The organism is Paenibacillus algorifonticola (assembly GCF_050481745.1).
Classification (GTDB): domain Bacteria; phylum Bacillota; class Bacilli; order Paenibacillales; family Paenibacillaceae; genus Pristimantibacillus; species Pristimantibacillus algorifonticola_A.
The window spans coordinates 1-19,505 of the sequence record NZ_JBCNGR010000029.1; the positions used below are offsets into that span (position 1 = coordinate 1).

At 44.7% G+C, this 19,505-nt stretch carries 15 protein-coding genes; 14 read left to right on the top strand and 1 reads right to left on the bottom strand.

The genetic code is table 11. From position 1 onward, the window contains the following. From ABEW34_RS21825 to ABEW34_RS21890, 14 genes are all read left to right on the top strand, one after another. Complete coding sequence (locus tag ABEW34_RS21825) at positions 1 to 129, top strand: S-layer homology domain-containing protein (RefSeq protein ID WP_430161418.1); 129 nt, start codon at positions 1 to 3, stop codon at positions 127 to 129. A 135-nt stretch (positions 130 to 264) separates the two neighbouring features. Then, on the top strand, positions 265 to 2,073 hold the full coding sequence (locus tag ABEW34_RS21830) for a histidine kinase N-terminal 7TM domain-containing protein (RefSeq protein WP_430161404.1): 1,809 nt from the start codon (positions 265 to 267) through the stop codon (positions 2,071 to 2,073). Continuing rightward, positions 2,070 to 3,233 (top strand): response regulator, encoded by a 1,164-nt coding sequence (locus ABEW34_RS21835; protein ID WP_430161405.1) that lies wholly within the window; start codon positions 2,070 to 2,072, stop codon positions 3,231 to 3,233. The genes ABEW34_RS21830 and ABEW34_RS21835 overlap by 4 nt, the downstream gene beginning before the upstream one ends. A 173-nt stretch (positions 3,234 to 3,406) precedes the next feature. Beyond that, positions 3,407 to 4,306 (top strand): orotidine-5'-phosphate decarboxylase, encoded by a 900-nt coding sequence (pyrF, locus tag ABEW34_RS21840; RefSeq protein WP_430161406.1) that lies wholly within the window; start codon positions 3,407 to 3,409, stop codon positions 4,304 to 4,306. 237 nt (positions 4,307 to 4,543) lie between these two features. After that, entirely contained in the window at positions 4,544 to 5,197 is a 654-nt protein-coding gene (locus tag ABEW34_RS21845; protein ID WP_430161407.1) for a hypothetical protein, read from the top strand. A gap of 10 nt (positions 5,198 to 5,207) precedes the next feature. Continuing rightward, on the top strand, positions 5,208 to 5,897 hold the full coding sequence (locus ABEW34_RS21850) for an SDR family NAD(P)-dependent oxidoreductase (protein WP_430161408.1): 690 nt from the start codon (positions 5,208 to 5,210) through the stop codon (positions 5,895 to 5,897). After that, positions 5,894 to 6,517 carry a dTMP kinase gene (gene tmk, locus ABEW34_RS21855; protein WP_430161409.1) on the top strand — a complete coding sequence of 208 codons (624 nt, stop codon included), beginning with the start codon at positions 5,894 to 5,896 and terminating at the stop codon, positions 6,515 to 6,517. Before ABEW34_RS21850 ends, tmk begins: the two co-directional genes overlap by 4 nt. After that, positions 6,504 to 7,127, top strand: coding sequence for a hypothetical protein (locus ABEW34_RS21860; RefSeq protein ID WP_430161410.1), 624 nt, complete (start codon positions 6,504 to 6,506; stop codon positions 7,125 to 7,127). The genes tmk and ABEW34_RS21860 overlap by 14 nt, the downstream gene beginning before the upstream one ends. Positions 7,128 to 7,137: 10 nt before the next feature. Further along, complete coding sequence (locus ABEW34_RS21865; protein WP_430161411.1) at positions 7,138 to 8,721, top strand: nucleotidyltransferase family protein; 1,584 nt, start codon at positions 7,138 to 7,140, stop codon at positions 8,719 to 8,721. A 25-nt stretch (positions 8,722 to 8,746) separates the two neighbouring features. Beyond that, positions 8,747 to 9,754 (top strand): ABC transporter ATP-binding protein, encoded by a 1,008-nt coding sequence (locus ABEW34_RS21870; RefSeq protein WP_430161412.1) that lies wholly within the window; start codon positions 8,747 to 8,749, stop codon positions 9,752 to 9,754. A gap of 12 nt (positions 9,755 to 9,766) precedes the next feature. Continuing rightward, on the top strand, positions 9,767 to 10,555 hold the full coding sequence (locus ABEW34_RS21875; RefSeq protein WP_430161413.1) for an ABC transporter permease: 789 nt from the start codon (positions 9,767 to 9,769) through the stop codon (positions 10,553 to 10,555). 18 nt (positions 10,556 to 10,573) lie between these two features. Then, the gene (locus ABEW34_RS21880) at positions 10,574 to 11,368 is read left to right on the top strand and encodes an ABC transporter permease (protein ID WP_430161414.1); all 795 of its coding nucleotides are present in this window, start codon (positions 10,574 to 10,576) and stop codon (positions 11,366 to 11,368) included. Between the two features lie 244 nt (positions 11,369 to 11,612). After that, the gene (locus ABEW34_RS21885) at positions 11,613 to 15,071 is read left to right on the top strand and encodes an S-layer homology domain-containing protein (RefSeq protein WP_430161415.1); all 3,459 of its coding nucleotides are present in this window, start codon (positions 11,613 to 11,615) and stop codon (positions 15,069 to 15,071) included. 257 nt (positions 15,072 to 15,328) lie between these two features. Further along, positions 15,329 to 18,496, top strand: a complete 3,168-nt coding sequence (locus ABEW34_RS21890) for a hypothetical protein (RefSeq protein WP_430161416.1) — start codon at positions 15,329 to 15,331, stop codon at positions 18,494 to 18,496. A 107-nt stretch (positions 18,497 to 18,603) separates the two neighbouring features. Here ABEW34_RS21890 and ABEW34_RS21895 read toward each other — a convergent pair whose 3' ends face one another. Beyond that, positions 18,604 to 19,347 carry a hypothetical protein gene (locus ABEW34_RS21895; protein WP_430161417.1) on the bottom strand — a complete coding sequence of 248 codons (744 nt, stop codon included), beginning with the start codon at positions 19,345 to 19,347 and terminating at the stop codon, positions 18,604 to 18,606. Positions 19,348 to 19,505 lie beyond the last annotated feature (158 nt).

Consider the following 19,505-nt stretch of genomic DNA (forward strand, 5'->3'; position numbering starts at 1 on the left):
GTGGCTTACGCCAAGCAAGCCGGCATTGTACAAGGGAAAGGCGAGAACCAATTCGCGCCTCAAGCTTATACAACAAGAGCGGAAGCAGTAACGGTATTGCTGAACATTTTGGCGCTGCAAAGCAAATAAATCAATAAAGCAATAAACAGGTTAATCAAGTCAGCCCGTTCGCGGGCTGGCTCTTTTTTATGTTTTTTTTCCGAGTCTTCTGGTAAGATATGAAGGAGATCCATAAAGATCAGTCTTCTACGGGGGCAATCAGCCATGTATAACAACTTATATCTATCTGCCATGCTCATGGCAGCCACTTGCTGCTCCCTAATCATGTGCTATCTCTGCTTCAAAAGAAGAGAGCTCCCCATTGCCGTTAGCTATGGGTTGGGGATGCTGACGGGGGCCTTTTATACTTTCGGCTACGCCTTTGAAATTGTAAGCCATACTTTGGAGGATATCCGATTTTGGCTGCACATTGAATATATAGGTATTCCATTCGGTACGATATTATGGTTTATCATGGTGCTGCAATATACCGGTCGCCAAGCGCTCGTCACCAAAAAACTCGTCTTACTTCTGCTCATTATACCCTTCTTTAATTTTCTAGCCCACCACACGAATGAATGGCATCACCTCTTTTACAAAAGCATGACCTTGGATTATTCAGAAGGCATTCCATTGGTTGTTTTGGAAAAAGGGCCATTTTACATCCTTCATGTTGTGTACGCTTATTCGTTTTTTGTCATTGGCATCATTCTCTTGGTTCAAATGTTTTTTAAGGCTGCTTCGCGCATGAGGAAGCAAATTGCGTTCATGTTTATTGGATCGTGGGGTCCATACGGATTTACCCTCGTTTATTTGAGCGGTATTCTTCATATTCCGTATGATATTTCTCCATTTGGTTTTTTAATTTCCGGCATCTTCTATATGTGGGGCATCTATCAGTTTAATATGTTGAGGCTGGCTCCGCTTGCGCTGCAAAAGGTTTTTGCCTCCATGCAGGATGCCGTCTTGGTCTTTGATTTGGACTACACGCTGACAAGCTTTAACGAATCAGCGAAAAAGGTAATAAAGGGACTCCACAATGGCTGGATCGGTCAGCCTGCCGCCAGCATATTCGGACAATACCCCATTCTACTTGAAAAAATAGCTCAAGGCCCCGCTGTTGCTCCTAAAGTGCAGCTTGCCAGGGAGGGCGATGAACGGTTTTACAACCTACATCTCTCCTTTATACACGATAACCGGCGGCGTCCAGCCGGCCAGATGCTGCTATTAAGCGATGTGACTGAAAGTGTCCACAACGAGGTAAGGCTGCAGGAAAATGCCAAACAGCTTCAGGAGCTTAATACGTTTAAAGATAAAATGTTCAGCGTGGTCGCCCATGATATCCGTGATCCGCTTGCGGTATCGCTGAACTTAATGGAGCTAATGGAGGACGAGCTGCAGGACTACGGGGGCAAGCATGATGAAATCGTTCAGGAGATGGGCCAGCAAATTCAGAAGACGTTTACTCTCGTAGAAAGCCTGCTCGAATGGTTTCGCAGCCAGCGGGGCGGCATGGTGTTTAATCCGGTGGTGCGGGATCTTGCCCAGACGGTACAGCTGAATGCGCGTCTCTTGCAAGTTCGCAGCGAAAGCAAAAGCATCCGTATTATATCGGAGATTCCACAGGAGACGTTCATTTTCGCCGATAAGGAGATGCTCGATCTGATTATACGCAATCTGCTGTCCAACGCGATTAAGTTTACGGATTACGGAGGCAGCATTCGTTTAAGAGCTAAGCTTGCGGAGGGCAAAATGGTCGTCTCGGTTAGCGATACAGGTGCGGGAGTGCCAGTGGAGCAGGTGGATTCGCTATTGCAGCAGGATGCTTATCCTGTGCCTTCGATAGGAACCGCGGGTGAGCGTGGCGTTGGCTTAGGCCTTACTTTATGCCGGGAGTTCGTTCACTTGAACGGGGGCGAGATTTGGTTTGACACGGCGCCCCAGCAGGGGAGTACGTTTTATTTTTCATTGCCTCTACCTCCATCAGCACCAGCTTATCCCCATGAACAGTCAGAAAGGAGAGGGACAGGATGAAGGTCATCATCATCGATGACGAACTGGCGATGCACCTGATTATGAACAGAATGCTGGGCAAAATCGACGAAGTTGAAATCATGGGCAGCTTTCAGGAGACGGCTGCAGCCTTCGCTTTTTTGCAAAAGCAGGAGATTGATATGATCTTTATGGACATTAGTATGCCAAAGGAAAGCGGACTGGAGTTTGCTCAGCGGTTAAGGGAGCAAGGCTCGCGGGCGAAGCTGGTTTTTGTGACCTCGCATAAGGAATATGCGCTGCCCGCGTTCGGCGTCTACGCTTACGACTATATGGTGAAGCCCGTCATGCAGGAAAGGCTTAGACAGACCATTCTCAAAGCGTTATCCGAAGGTGCTCCCACTATGCCAGCCGAGGAAACGAAAGCTGCCCCGACCAAAGTGCTGTTCAATTGTCTCGGCAGAATGGAAATCCGCAGTGCCCATGATGAAATTGTAAAATGGAAGACGAGCAAAAGCGCTGAGCTGTTCGGCTATTTATCGCTGCATAAAGGCCGACTCGTTTCGAGGGCGCGGCTAATAGAGGACATTTTTGGCGGTATGCCCCGAAAAAATGCCGAAAGCTACTTGAACACAACCGCCTACCAGCTGCGCAAGCTGCTTGAAACGAACGGACTTAAGGGGAGCTTGCATTCCGATGGGGTTCATTATGGTCTGAATTTGAATGAGGCGCGCTTTGATATGTTCAGCTTTGAAGAAGGCTGCAAGCAAATGGGGCTGATCCATGATGAAAATATCGAGGAGGCACTCGAACTGGAGCAGCTTTATGTCGGGGATTTGTTCGGAGATCGAGCCTATCCTTGGGCATGGAGTGAGATTGAACGTTTTTCGCAAATGTATATCGCCTTCTCCCAGCGGCTGTGCAGCGCCTTGCTCCAGCGAGGAGATACGGCGTCAGCCATTCGGCTATTAACTAAACAGACCTTGATGAATGAGCTGGATGAGGAGACAATAAAGCTGCTAATGAGTGCCCACGCCATGCAGAAAAACAAAGTAGGATTAGTTCATCAATATATTAAATTTGTAGATATGCTGCATGATGAAATGGGTGTCAGCCCGTCACTTGAGATAACTATGCTTTATGAGCGGCTGCTGAGGGAGCTGGACACTTACTGGAAGCAGCATGATGGAAAGGATATATAGTGAAAAATCTGAATTTTTTGTATAGGATGGAAGACAGTGTATGCATTGTGTGATACAATAAATCACTAAGTTGACCAAATGTATTGGATAATTGAAAACGGCAGCCTTACGGAGAAAAGCTAGAAACGCCATTTCTATAATCGGTAATCTAACTTTATAAGAGGAGTATAATAATGAAAAATTTCGCTGATGTGCTCATTGAAGAAATCTTACATAAAAATTCTGTATTAGTCGTAGGGTTAGATCCCGATTTGCAATACTTCCCGGATTATTTATTGGATAGCGGTGAGGTTAGCGATCAAAGGGCTGCTGAAGCCATATATCATTATAATCGAATTGTCATTGATGCAGTGGCCGAACATGTAATAGCTGTAAAGCCACAGCTAGCTTATTATGAGGTTTATGGAAGCGAGGGAATTCGTGCATTAGAGAAAACGATTGCCTACGCCAAATCGAAGAATTTAATCGTCATCAATGATGCAAAACGTGGAGACATAGGCTCCACTTCGAGTGCATATGCAAGGGCATTTCTTGGGAATGGCTCCCTTGCAGGAGACATGGTTACCGTTAACCCCTTTCTGGGCAGCGACGGTTATCGCCCCTTCATCGAGGAAGCTGGAAGAAACGGAAAAGGTTTATTTTTACTAGTGAAAACCTCTAATCCCTCTTCGCATGAAGTACAAGATGCAAAGCTGGAAAATGGAGAATTGCTCTATATGAAGATGGCTGATGATATAAACAAAATAGCGCAGCAAACACTGGGAGAAAATAATTACTCCTTTATTGGTGCGGTTGTTGGGGCAACTTACCCAATGGATGCTGAGAAGGTGCGGAAAGTATTGCCGAGCTCTATTTTTCTAGTTCCCGGTTTCGGCGCCCAAGGTGGAACGGCTAATGATTTAAAGCCATTTTTTGATGCAAAAGGATTAGGTGCCGTGGTTTCCTCATCCAGAGGCATCATCTATAACGGTGCGAAGGAAGAGAAGAAAACAGACGCGATCCTCTATGAATTTATTGCGAAGGCTGCAAGAGAGTCTAAAGATAAAATCAATGAGGTACGGCTTAGCCATTAATTATTCAGATGCTTATTAAATTTTATTATGAATTAAAGTTCAAGGACTTTGTCTCGGAAGCGGAGATGAGGTCCTTTTTTTGTTCATCAAAATACACCATAGGAAATCCTATTAAATGGACCACTAATAAACATATGAAATATTAACCAATTGTAAAGGTATCTGTTTACATATTTTCCGATTTATAATATTAAGAGTCATTTGTTGGAATAATTAGCGAAGAAGGGGTGAAGAATCGTGGTCAGTCATACTGTAATCAATCATGTGGTCAAAGGGAAGATTCATACCATCTTTGGGACGATGGACTTGTATCGTTTTAGTATAACGGATCTTTTGCAAGCGCCTTCAGAATCCGTTGAACACCTGGCAGTCGTAAAACGCAAGGGAGTTGATTGGGAAGGTCCCGTATTATGTCGTTTTAACTCGGCTTGTATAACAAGCGAAGTGTTTAATTGCACTAGATGTGATTGTAAATGGCAGCTGGACAAGGCGATGGAGTTAATAAGTGCTGAGGGACAAGGAATTATTACCTATCATGCCTCTCATGAAGGACGAGGCTTTGGTCTGGCCACGAAGCTTCTTTCTTACAATAAGATGGATGAAGGACTTGATACTGTCGAGTCTTATTCCCAATTGGGAACGGGGATGGAGGATGCTAGAAATTACAGAGCTTCTATCGCAATACTCAATCATTTTAACATAACTGAGGTTAGGCTTATAGGGAATAATAGAAAAAAATATGAGGCTACACGCAACGCAGGTATTCATGTCGTTGATAGATTTGCTTTAGTTTATGATGGAACCGATCAGAAGGTTCTTAAATACTTGAGTAATAAGTCGAAAGAGCCTGAGCAAGATTTATTAAGAGATAGAATGAAAATAAATGTATAAGGGTGATCTATTGGATAAAATTTTAATAACGGGTTCTGGAGGGGGCATAGCTTCAGAGCTAATAAGGCAGTTAAAAGAGCGGGACGTTCAAGTAGTTGGTATTGATTTGAAGACTAGCTGTACAGCGGTGGACCTTCCTATACACTGCGATCTAAGTGATGAGCAGCAAATCAGGAAAGCATTCGATTTATATAAAGATGATTTGAATAACATAACGGGTATTGTTCATTTGGCTGGAATATATCCTAACCTTAGTCTATCGCAATACGATTTATCATTATGGCAGAAGGTTCACGCTGTGAATGTAACTTCTTTATTTATTATCGTGCAATTATTGCTAGAACAAGGCTGTGATCGTTTACGCAACATTATTTGCACCTCAAGTACAGCTGCTAAAGTGGGAAGTCGCGACCCTGCGTATGCATCATCGAAAGCAGCACTTCTGGGACTATCAAAAAGCCTTAGCCTTTCGCTTGCTCCGAAGGGAATAAGAGTGAATTCCATATTGCCTGGCATTATAGATACAGACATGTCGAAGGTGCAAACGTCAGAGAGGCGCGACTATCATCGCAAAAAAACGCTGTCCAACACAATCGGAAGGCCTGAAGAGGTCGCTAATGTAATCGCTTTCTTGCTCGGTAATGACTCCTCCTATATATGGGGGGCTTCAATAGATATTAATGGAGGTATGACATTTTGAGTGGACTATTAATTGCCATGTGCGGGTTGGACGGAGCAGGAAAGACGACACAAATCGGTATGCTTACTAAATGGTTTGAACATAATAATATGCAATTGTACAACACGAAGCAACCAACGGATCAATATAGAAATGATCCAAGAGTACGGTCCTATCTTGATCATGGGCAGGTCCATGACATGCGAGTGATTGCGATGCTGTCTGCTGCTGATCGAATCACCCATATGTATGATTTGGAGCAGCGTTTGGACTCGGGCGTTCATATTATATCTGACCGCTATATTTACAGTTCTTATGCCTATTTCAAAGTTCGGGGTATGGATATAAATGATATTAAAAATCTTTATGGTTCAATAAGGAAGCCAGATTTAACTGTTTTTTTAGATATTAAGCCCGAAATAACCATTAAGCGAATACAGGCCCGAGATGGGCATCTGAAATATGAAGAAAAGGACCCTTCTATCTTTATTCATGTGAGAGAAGCTTTTCAAGAGGTATTGCCTGAGGATGCTTTAATTATTAATGGGGAAAGAGATCCCCAAGATATTCATTCTGAAATTATATTAAATGTAAAAGCAATGATTAGCGCAAAGGGAGGTTATTCGTATGGAGTTAAATAAATTTGTTGAAGTGGTAGACCGTACATTTACCTTAGAAAGCAAAACGGAATTAGAGCGAATGTGCGGCTTGCTAAAGGAACAGGTGAATCTACAGAAGGTTACAGAATGGCTTTCAGAATTGCGTCAAGAATCGGAGGATCAATTAGGCAATTTAGCGTCACTCATGGAAATTCATCCTTTGGGATTTGAAAAATATGTATTGTGGAACAGCGAGGATTCGGGAATTCGTGGTCGTCTGCATTACTGGCCGCAAAATAAATGGCCGTTTGAAAGTATTCATGATCATAGATTTAATTTTGCGGTCATCATGCTATGCGGTGAATATACCCATGAAGAATATAAGGTCACGGAGCTTGAGATGGATAAAGTAGAGATTGAATTAACTCGCAGCTCTAAGGTAGTAGAGGGCGACACTTATTTCTTTGAAGCGGGCAGCTTTCATCGCGTCATTCCAAGTAATGAAATGACGCTCTCCTTAATCGTTAGAAGCAAGGCGATATTGCCTTTTTCAAGGGTGATAAACCCAGACGATTTAAAAATGAGAAAGGCTTATGGCAATGTGAAAAAGTTCAAAGATAAGCTTCTAACCCTTGAAAACGCATTAGTATGATGGAGGATATATGAAATTAACGAGAGAGCAAGCGGCAGTATTAGAAGTGTCAAAAAGTGTGATAAATAATCAGCAACTAGCGGCGGATTGTTTTCAGGATATGGATTGGTCGATTTTAATCCAATTACTACAGCAGCATAAAATTTTTGCCTTAGCCTATGAAAATATAGCTCCTATCCTACCGGATAGCTTAAAAGAATCGTGTGAAACCATCTACCAAAGCCATGTGGAAATTATCGATGAGAGAATGAAGGAGATTAAATTATTATTTGATAAATCCAGAGAAATGGATGTAAATATTGTATTAAACAAAGGCATCGCTTTATCAATCCTCATCTATGACGATGCTTATAAGAGGGACTCTCGGGACATCGATTTACTCATTGATGAAAACGAGATGGATGAAATTAATGAGCTGTTAAATGTATGCGGCTTTCATAGTGCCATAGGAAATAAAAACACGTATCACATAGACAGGAAGGATCCAAACGACTTCTTTTATTTGGATAAGCCTATATTGAAAGCTCCAGATAGTCATGAATTTTTCGAGTACTGGAAACAGACCCATTCTGGAAGATACGTTGTACTTGAGACAGGAAGGCATCTGCATCAATCCATAAAAGAAATCACTTCCTTTCTGGAATCCACTCAATTTATTCATATCCAGGGCAGCGAAAATGTAAAAACCCTAGATCTCGAGCATAGCTGCATGGCCTTGCTTGAAAATGCATTCAATGATGCCGAGGGCTTCGATGAGCGTATTCCGGCCCTTAAAAACTATATTGATATTGTCATGTTTATGAAAAAATATGAGCAAACCTTGAATAGGGATAACTTAAATAAAGGATTGGCTAAGTATAAATTGAGCAGAGAGTCTGCTCTAGTTATAAAGCAAATCAAAGAGATATTTGCCGGCACCGACCTTTCATTTCTTGATGGTATACAAACAGACGAGGCAATCCATCCTAATCAATCATTTTATGAATGGGATATCAGCATCACAGAGAGATTGTTTCTTGATAGTGATCAACGTAAGAAAATGATCGCTTTAATGAGTAAAAAAGCAGCTTTTAGCGAACATAATAAAAATTATTGCGCGCCCATAAAAACAAACGATCAGCAGTGGCATCAGTTATTAGTAAACGATCATAAATTTGATTTACACTATAACTTTAAATATGAGGGAAATCAGCTTATACTCCGTATAAACCTTACCGAAGCAACATTAAATAGCCTTACTGAAAATCAGGAAATAATGATTTTTCTTATAAACTCGAATCTGGAATGCCCAGATTATTTCACCCATCAAGTTATTATTCGCAAAGAAAACAATAGGCTTCAACCCGTTGAAAGATCTAAATTTGCCCATGTGGGAGAAAAGGATGTTCTGCAAGGCTGTTCTGATTTTCAAAGTGACAATGGGAGCTTGCTCATTTATTTGCCTTATGAAAACCATGGAAGTGGCAATTATATTGGATATATTATAGGTGTCATAGATAATTTGCTAGGCAGAATCCCGCATTGGCAAACGGCACCGCCGTACCAGAAGGATTTTTGGACCCATATGCCCGTTTTAGAAGTTGTGAAACATTAAGTGAAAAAGGGGGCGTAATTGTGGTATGGCTATTATTTCTGTAAATGATATCACCAAAACCTATCGTCAGTATAGAAGATTCCCGGGGCTCCTTGGTTCCGTTAGGAGCTTATTTACGCGTGAGTATATAGAAGAAACGGCCGTTCGTCATCTTAGTTTTTCCATTAAGGAAGGAGAAGCTGTAGGTTATTTGGGTCCTAATGGCGCGGGGAAATCAACAATGATTAAGATGATGACCGGCATTTTGGTGCCTACTGCTGGAGAGCTGCGAGTTCTCGGCAGCGTGCCTCATCAAGCACGTAAAGATAACTCCCGGCAAATTGGAGTGGTCTTCGGACAGCGAAGCCAATTATGGTGGGACCTTCCGGTCAAGGACTCCTTTGATCTGCATAAGTACATTTATAAGATACCTCCAATAACGTTTGAAAAGAATTTGGAATTTTGCGTTGAATTGCTAGCCATCAAGGAATTTATTCAAAAACCAGTGAGACAATTAAGTCTAGGGCAGCGGATGCGTGTTGAAATTGCAATGGCGCTCTTACATGAGCCTAAAATTCTGTTTCTTGACGAGCCTACCATTGGTCTTGATGTGATCGCCAAGGACCAAATTCGGCAGTTTTTGCGTACTGTAAATCGTGATAAAAGAGTAACCATCGTTTTAACGACACATGATATGAAAGATATAGAGGAAATATGCCCAAGAATGATTGTGGTGAATAAAGGGAGCGTCGTTTACGACGGGTCCGTTGTAGAGCTCCGCAATAGATTAGGGAAGGAGCGCCAGGTTGTCATTGATTTTCGGGAAGAACCAGGTGTAATAGATATGCCAGGCATAACACTGCTCCAAGAGGAAGGGTTAAGACGAACCTATTCTATTGCAAAAAGTGATGCAAGCGTATTTGAGCTTGTGAGTCGAATTGCGGCTAAGTATCCCGTTGAAGACGCTTCAATTGAAAGTGCGGATATTGATTCTGTTATCCGTCGGCTCTATCAGCAGCTGGCTGAAGCGGATTTAAAACGCCAAATTGGTTAAGGTGGGTTAGCAATGAGAATGTATCTGATGTTCACAATGAAAGCTTTTTCTAATCAGCTAGCTTACCGTTCGGAGGTTTGGCTCCGTTTACTGGGCAACTTTGTCACGATTCTGATCCAGGTTGAAATCTGGCGAGCTGTTATTGGAAACGGCAGTGTAGCTGGTATTAAGGCTGAACAAATGATTACATACAGCATTATCAATACCCTGCTTTTTGCCCTGTTGTTAAATGGTGTAAGCAGTAAAGTAGATGGAAGCTTAAAATCGGGAGCGATTGCCTCTGAACTAATCAAACCGCTATCGTACCCGTTATATTTGCTTTTTGACGGGCTAGGCAATTCACTCTATCAACTAGCCTTCACTGCTGCGCCGTCTCTCCTGATAGCAGGGTTGTTTTTCGGAATACTTCCACCTGCGACATTAACCCATCTTTTCGCTTTTTTATTGGCACTGATTCTAGCTCTGATTATTTCATTTCTTCTTGGTTATTTGATCTCTTTACTCGCATTTTGGTTTATGAATCATTTTGCTCTTAGTTGGATGATGGGAGGCCTAATTACTATTTTCTCTGGCTCTTTTTTGCCCATTTGGTTTTTCCCTCCTACATGGGCTTCTATAGCGAAAATGCTGCCGTTTCAGTATATGGGTTACGTCCCGGCTGCCATATATTTAGGCAATATAACGAGCGGTGAACTGTGGCAGGTGCTTGCCATGGGGATAGGATGGATCGTTGGATTACTCGTCCTCGTTCAATGGCTTTGGACTAGAGCCGTGCGTCGCTTAGTTGTGCAGGGCGGATAAAGAGGAGGACGGAAATTCATGACACTGCAGTTGTTTGGCAAGCTGGTTCGTTTACTATTAAAAGAAAGAATGGAGTATCGGGCTGATTTCATCCTTTCCGCTTTTGCTCAAATCGTCGCATATGCGGGAGACTATATTGTAATCTGGTTGTTTATCCAAAGGTTTAACACGATAGCTGGCTGGACTTGGCCTGAAATAGCCCTTCTGTATAGCATCGGTCTCTTTACATATGCATTAGGGGCATCCTTTTCTTTTGTACAGATGCGTGAATTGGAAAACCAGGTTAAACAGGGCACGTTTGATATTTTGCTAATAAAACCTGTGAATCCGTATCTTTACCTAGTAAGCAGAGGCTTCAACTTAGGGTACATTGCCCATATTTTAATCTCCGGTTCTGTTTTGATTTGGTCCATCTCGAAGTTGAATATGCAATGGATGCTGAGCGAGTACATATACTTAATATTAGTCGTTGTCAGCGGTGCTATGATTTATGCTGGAATCCTCACCATAATCGGTGCGGTTTCTTTTATATGGATTAGAACTCATTTTATGTTCACCCTGTTTTTTAGACTGAAAGATTTTATTGCGTACCCTTTGCCGATATTCGGAACGTTTATTCAGTTACTGCTTACCGTCGCTGTACCACTCGCCTTTGTTAGCTTTTATCCCGCTGCATTCCTTTTATCTAATGATGCCACCCTTTTGCCACAATGGGCAATGTGGATGGTGCCAATTGTCGGTCCCCTTTGTCATTGGGCAGGCTATAGGCTCTGGATGTATGGTGCGAACAAGTATCAAGGTGCCGGCGGTTGAGTTATTGTCCATGATGACGTTTGCTTAACATATACCAAGAAACGAGCAAAAGCAGTCCTTCCTTCGGGAAGGCTGCTTTTGCTCGTTCGAAGGGCTTTTTTTGAGGATTGCTGTTTCTATACCAGATTTACATGCTCCTTGTCGGAGTTTGTCATTTTGCTGTCATTGGGTAGAGTTATACTTATTTATTGGTAGGAATAAAGAACCAATAAATAGTGAATGAGAATGATTTAGGAGGACTATCGTGAAGAATAAACTAGTCAAAAGGCTTGTATCATCAGCAGTTGCAGCATGTCTATTGTTGTCGTCGTTTGGTATGGCATTTGGTGCCACAACGACAGCGGCAGCCCCAGCCGATATTGAAGGGCATTGGGCACAAAGCCAAGTTTCAGAGTGGATCAGCAAGGGGCTGATCACAGGCTATGAGGACGGCAGCTTTAAGCCGGAAAATCAAATTACAAGAGCTGAATTTATAACACTGGTCAATCGTGCATTCGGTTTTACCGAGCAAACGGAAATTTCGTTTAGTGATGTACCAGCTACAAACTGGGCTTATGCAGATATCGCGAAAGCGGTGAAGGCAGGCTACATTTCCGGCTATGTGGATGGAACAATCGGAGCCTTCAAGCCGATTAGCCGTCAAGAGGCTGCGGTAATTGTCATCCGTCTGCTGAAAATTAATCCGGCATCCAGCACTACGGCAGCAGCTTTCACAGATGCGAATCAGTTTGCCAGCTGGAGCAAGGATGCGATTGGGGCAGTCGTGGCTGAGGAAATTATGAAGGGCTACAGTGCGGACAATACGTTCAAACCAGCAGCCTTTATTACTCGCGCAGAAGCGGTAGTAACGCTGAACCGGGCAATGGAGTCGCAAGCTACCGTGTATGACACGGCGGGAACTTATGGCCCAGCTACCGGAGTTGAAACCATTAATAAAGATGTAGTTGTGAGCACAGGCGGTGTGACGCTGCAAAACATGGTCATTAATGGCGACCTGTTATTGGGAGAAGGCATCGGCAAGGGTGATGCGTTTTTGAATAACGTTAAAGTAACGGGAACCGTAACCGTTCAAGGCGGCGGCGAGAACAGTATCCATTTTAACGACTCGGTGCTTATTGATATTGTTATCGACAAAAAATCAGGCACGGGAACTGTACGCATCGTGTCAGAGGGCTCAACAACTGTTGCGCTTGTTATGATCAATTCTTCTGCCATTATTCAGGAATCTGGCTCAGCAACGGGCTTTGGCAATGTAAACGTAAATACAGCACTGCCAGCAGGCTCGAAAGTAACCCTGCAAGGCTCGTTCAACACGGTCAATGTCAGCGCTCAGCAAATTCAAGTTGACCTGCCGACAGGTACGGTTCAACAGTTGAATATCCAATCAGGAGCAACAGGCTCGACGGTTAATCTGGGCCAAGCCAGCAGGGTTAACACGCTAGTGCTGGATACGGTCGTGAGAATGTTAGGTCAAGGTACAATCGTACTGGCTACCATTAATACGGGAGGAGCGGGGACGACTTTTGAAAATCCTCCAGCTACTCCAGCTCCAACAGCAGCTCCAACAACGGGATCATCAACAACTGTGCCGTCAACAGCAACTCCGACACCAAGCGCAACGCCGACGGCTACAGCAACGCCAGAACCAACGGCGACGCCAGAGCCAAGCGCAACGGCAACACCGGAGCCAAGCGCAACGGCAACACCAGAGCCGAGTGCAACGGCAACGCCAGAGCCGAGTGCAACGGCAACGCCAGAGCCAAGTGCAACAGCAACGCCAGAACCAACGGCAACGCCAGTGCCACTGGCTCCAACGGCATCCGATGTTTTTATTAGCGGGACAGCGACCGTTGGAGAAACGCTAACGGGCAACTACACTTACCAAGATGCGGATGGCGACTTGGAAGATGGAACAACCTACGAATGGTATCGTTCGGATGATGAGAATGGTTTGAATGATACGCAAATTGATGGAGCAAATAATTCAACCTATGTGCTCAGCGAGGAAGATGCGGGATATTATATCACCTTCGAAGTTACGCCTGTGAATGCGGCAGAGCCAACGACTGGGGAAACCGTGAAAAGCGCAGCAACTGACATCGTTAAAAACGCCCCCGTTGCACCATACGTAGAAGGAGTTCAAGTCACAGGTGTACTTGCAGTGGGACAAACGTTAACAGGGGATTATTACTATTGGGATGTCGATGGGGATGCAGAGGAAGGAACCACCTATCAGTGGTATCGCTCAGATGACTTCGAACAGACGATTAATTATACAGCAATTGATGGAGCTGAAGGCTTAACGTATGTGCTTGGCAGCGAAGATGCTGGCAAATACATTACTTTTGAAGTGACACCAAAAAATGCAGCGGTTCCTACAACAGGACAGGCAGCGAAAGCTGTAAGTCAAGAAAGCGTAATGGGGCAGCCGGTCATTTCAATAGACGGTTCGTATTCGAACCACTTGCCAATGATTACGATTGGCGAGCTGACTGCTGGCAGCGTGGTAACGGTTTACGACACAGATGGAACGACAATTCTGGCCTCTGGGACGGCAACAACAGATACGCTGACGCTTGCAATGAATGCTTTATCGCCGGGAACACATACGATAACCGCACATGCAGCAGATTCAATGCGAGAAGCGAGTCTGGACTCTGAGGAACTGGCGTATGAAGTGAATGATATTGCTATTTTGCCGCAAAATCATTTCTCATTAGGGTCGAACCATGCTATTGTGCTGGACGCTATGGGTCAAGTGCTCACATGGGGCGCTAACTGGAATGCCCAAATTGGCGATGGGACGACGACAGCTTCTCCTAACCGATTTACAGTTCCTAACCTGCCAAGCGATATTATTGCGGTACAAGCTGGCTTTGGCCATTCCCTCATTCTGACTGCGAAAGGGGACGTATGGCAATGGGGCAGGGGCTCAAGCAGTACACCAGTAAAAGTGAACGGGATTGATCATGCTATCGCTATTTCAGCAGAAGGTGGCACGAACTCACTTGTGTTGAAAAGTGATGGAACCGTATGGACATGGGGAGATTATTCACCGCTTGTTCAAGTACCAGGCTTGGATCATGTGCTCGAAATTCAGGCTAGATACGCTTCCTCCTACGTTTTAAAAGCTGATGGAACCGTGTGGGCTTGGGGCGACAATACAAATGGTCAGCTTGGCAACGGCACGACAACAAGCAGTAATGTTCCGGTTCAAGTATCGGGACTGACGAATATCGTTTCCATGAAAATGGGCAACCAGCATGCTCTTGCCTTAAGCGCGACAGGAAGCGTATATGCTTGGGGCTTCAACCAAATGGGTCAAGTAGGCAACGGAACGAATGACAATCAGCTGGTTCCAGTTGAACTTGAAGACCTACCTAAAATCACTCTGCTCGGTGCTGGGAATTATCAATCCTTTGCACAAGATGAAGATGGGAATGTATATGCATGGGGCAGTAACCAGAGCGGCAAGTTAGGTTTCGGCCATACCAATAATACAAACACTCCAGGGATCATTAATGGTATTTCTGATGTCCTCGTGATTAACGGGGGCGGCAGCAATACCACCTACGCTCTAAAAGCTGATGGCACCTTATGGGCTTGGGGCGACGGTTACGATGGCATGCTTGGTGAAGGCGGCAGCGGTGAACGATATACGCCTGGAATCGTCAATAATTTGAATTTGCTGTTAGCACCATAAAAAGTAAAAAGAAGATAATCAGCAGGCTGCCTCGTGGCAGCCTGTTTTTTATATCCTGTGGAGGGCCTGCTCCTCTACATCATTTGATTTTCAATCCGCGGCTGACAGGGAGAATAGGGTTCAATATCCGTTCAGAACGATTTGATATGATGTATTTAGTGAAAGCTTACAAGCTTTTACAGGAATATTGCCGATAGAAGGATGCAAGTAATCTGGTTTTTCGCTATTAAATGAGGAAAATACAGGGGGCGAAGGGAATGCCGACGAAAGAAAATCATATCGACGAGAAGAGACTAGCGCAGCAGGACACAGAGCAAGAATGGCTAGCCAATCAATTGAAGTATTCGAATGTTCAGCGTGGAAAGAAGGGCAATACGATTTATTTAACAGCAGCTGATTTTACTTTGACATCGGAATATTTAAGCGATACCAAATGCAATTATATGATTCATGCGGATACCATTTGCCTATCAGGCAAGCTTGAAACAAAGGGAAGAGATATTACAATTAATGCTCGTATCATATCCTCTGAGGGAGAGGCAGTCATCGATGCATCAGGCGAAGAACCCTCAATCAACTTTTCTAAGACTAACCATGCTGAAAATGGCCCTGCAGGAGCCAAGCCAGGTGAGCGCGGCTCTGACGGTGCAAATGGCAAGTCTGGTTCAGATGGCTTTAATGGCGGCGCTATTACATTGGCGGCGGAGCGTTTTGAGCTGAAGGGCGAATTGAAGCTGGTCGCTAACGGCGGCCAAGGCGGGCGCGGACAGGATGGCGGAGACGGAGGCATAGGTGCGGACGGAATTAAAGGAGTAGACTATAAATTCAACATTTTTTTTGACGACGATCCAACGCCGGGCAGCGACGCCGGCAAAGGTGGCCAAGGCGGGAATGCCGGAAAATCTGGAGATGGCGGCAACGGAGGGGATATTGTTGTCGGCTACGTAGTTTCAGCCAATGAGCACTACATTACGATGGAGAGCAAGGCGGGCAAGGCCGGTGAGCAGACAAAACCGGGCAAGGGGGCACGCGGAGGAACGGGCGGCAAAGGGGGCCGTTTTTATGATAAGGAGCCGGCGCCGGCATGGATGGAAAAAAATTATATTTATATTATCAGTGAGACGAATAGGGCGAAAAATGGACTAGACGGAACAAACGGCAAGGATGGCGAGTATAAGGCAGCTGCGGTAGACGGCAGACCGGGACGCTGTGGCATTGATAGCGAAGGCAAAGCTGCTCTTATTGAATATGCCGATTTCTTCGGCAGCTTTGAAATGATTCATCGGCAGAATGCTCCCACGCTGCTATTCTTTGATCAGCGGCTGATGGGGTCTCTGGAGCAGAAAATCCTCACGCTGCACAAAGCCAGCATTGCTTATCTTGCTTCCAGCGAGGAACGCTTGGAAGAAGCGGGGGTTCTGCTGGATTGGCTGCTTAAAACAATGCCGGATGCGAATTGGTTCGAAGAGCTTCGCTATGCTGTGCTGCATGAGGTGCATGATGATGAGGCGCACCGTTTTGAGGATTTCAAAAGCCGTATGCTGGAGGTTTCGCTTCAGTGGCTTGCCCTGCGAAACAAAGCTGCTATTCTAATTGCCCAGCTCAGCCAAGGGCTTGATTATTTTGGACATCCTTGGAACTGGGTTCCGCTTATGCCGTTCGACCGATATTTGGAGCTTGGCGGCAACTTAATAACAGCAGCCCAGCAAGCGGAGGATCTATATAAGGAATATTTAAGCGTGCAGGGCAATCAGGACAGCCGGGTTCGAGTCATTAAGGAAGCCCTGGCTCAATCCTCAGACAAAGCAGTGGAAATAGAGAAACGTAGAGTATTGCTTATCAAAGAGAGAGAAGAGCTTAAGTACAATATCGACGCGATGCTGAAGGATGTGTACAGCCAAGGCGAGAAGCTGCAAACGAAAGCGACCGCGTTTGTCGAGGCGTTGAAAAACGAGCTGCGTGTGGAGTCGCTGAAGATAACCGTAGATATAGTTGTTACATGCGTATCTTTGGCTACGGGTGTAGCTCCTGTAGTTGGAGCGCTCAGAGCTGGCGGTGCCTTGGCATCCGCTATTAGCAATCTGGCGTCTGAGGGAAAGACGATCGTCATAGACGAAGCCTTCAAAAGCGATAAGACGATTAAGAAGGAAAAGAAAGAGAAGGAGAAAGAGCTGTCCAAATCGTTGGATTCGGTCAAGAAGACCGCAGCAGCAGGCCGTGCGTTGTGGGAGCAGGGCGGAGGCTTGATCGACCTGACGAAGCAGATGAACGCTGCACAAGATCATTTCGGATATAATTCGACGCTGATGACGATGTCACGGGAGCAATTTGAGGAGATGCTGAAGCCGGTTTACAACAAGGTGCCCGAAAGAGCGGGGGAATACCGAGCCGCATTTTATGAATTCCTCAATGTTGTCGAGGATTATCAGAATAAAGCGTCGGCCTACAGTGCCTATTTCCTGGAGGATGAGAAGCTGTTAGCCGAGCTGATTGAGCTGCATGCGAATGAAGCGCATATGCGCCAAAACCTGGGTGACGGCATGGATGCAAGCTTGCCGCTGTTCCATACGTACATTTTCGAACGGTTCAGTCAGGCTAGGCTTGCCTTGATTGACTTCCTGTATCAGGAATATCAGGCATACCGCTATATGACCTTGGGAGAGGATCGCTTCCCGAAAATCAGAGACAGCCATGTCGCAGAGCTGAGCGGTATCCATGCCGATGTGGTCGTCAAGCTGAAAAATATGCTGAATACCGCAGATAGCGCCATTCAGCCGTTTGAAAATATTAAATTTATTTTTAAGGAGGAGACTTTTCCAGAGCAGTTTGCAGCGATGCGTGCAGGCGATGCGGCTGTATTCTCTCTATCGCTTGACAACCTTCTCATCCGGAGCAAAATCGCCGGAAAAGCACATATGATGGTGAGCGGCTGCCGGGTTGTGCTGCCTGGAGCGCGTGTGACGGACGGGGAAGTGCATGTTGATTTTGCGCATTCCGGGTCGTCCACCTTTCTTGACCGAGAAGCGAAGCGCCATGATTTTATTCATAAAAGCAGCTTAGGCTTGTATCAATATGAGGTGAACCTTCAGCCTGATGGAGAGAAGCTCAGCTTTAAGGCAGGCGGCGTCGTAGGTGATGGTCGTACCCGAATTATGCCAGGATTGTTATCCGTCTGGTCCATTAAGGTTCCTACCGTTGATTTGGCGGGCATGTCCATTAACGAGGGTGTTGACCTGAACAACGTCAACAGAATTGAAATGATGGTTGAAGGCAAGGCAGAGGCTTACGCCGTGCGGCGGACAAATGAGAACTTGCAAAGCTATAAAATGCCTGCCAAGCCTATGTGGGAGTTACCGGATCACGAGCTGCATGCGATGGCGCCAAATTCAGAGCAGGAAATTAAATATACGGTAATTGAGCTGTAAGCGGCATTTTCAAATGAAATATTGGAATAGATGACTTATAACTTATGATTTATAGTTGGAGCCAGCTCAGTGATGAGCGGGCTCTTTTATTACTGTGAGGGATATACTCAAAAAAAGGGTAGCTCCACTATATTTCCCGTCAATCTGTTCACCGTGAATCGTTTTGTAATTTCTCCCTTGTCATCTAATCCGACTATAACCTTCAGCTCATCAGTGCCATTCAGCTCTTCATTCCATTCCGCTGAATCATCGTAAATGTAATTCAAGCTGTTAAGCCCATCTTTGTCTTTAACGTAGTCTGTCATTAGAGTGAGAGGGTCCAGATAAGTCAGTCCTATATAGGGGTCTCTTACAAAGGTTCGCTCACCACTATAGGCCTCTAGAACGCCTTCTATATCGGTATCCATTTTTAAAGTGATAATAACGCGATCAGGTTCCAGCTTTATCGTACCAGTTCCTTTTCCCGCATCATCCTCCAATAGAAAAGAGCCTTCATTGTCTGTAAGCTTGATTTCGGTGGACGAGTCCATCACACGATCAGGATTATATAAATAGAAAGACAAGCTGCCTGTATCGCTGTCTGTACTATAAATATCAATTCCACTAAAGCAATTATCACAGAGATACTGATTAAATACTGCATCTGTCCAACTGCCAGAGTAGTCGCTTAAAGAATGGTGATAAGTACTAGCTGTAGGACTTATTGTTGAACTAAGAAGAGGCTCGGCAATTGGGATTGCGCTGGGACGCTGCTCTTGCGGATTTTCCTGCTTAATTGAGCAGGCGCTGAGCAAAATAGACAGGATAATAAGACAACAAGAGCATACCTTTACTGCTAGACTTTTATTCAATAATTAACCCCCATATACTTCTTGGATACAAAAAGAACTAGTCTATTTTACTATAAGTTTGTAAAAATTTCACTTTTAATTATAGTGCGGTATTGCCTTAATTGTGTTTCTAAATGGATAGAATACGGTCTAACAAACAAAAACCGCTGAACGACCCG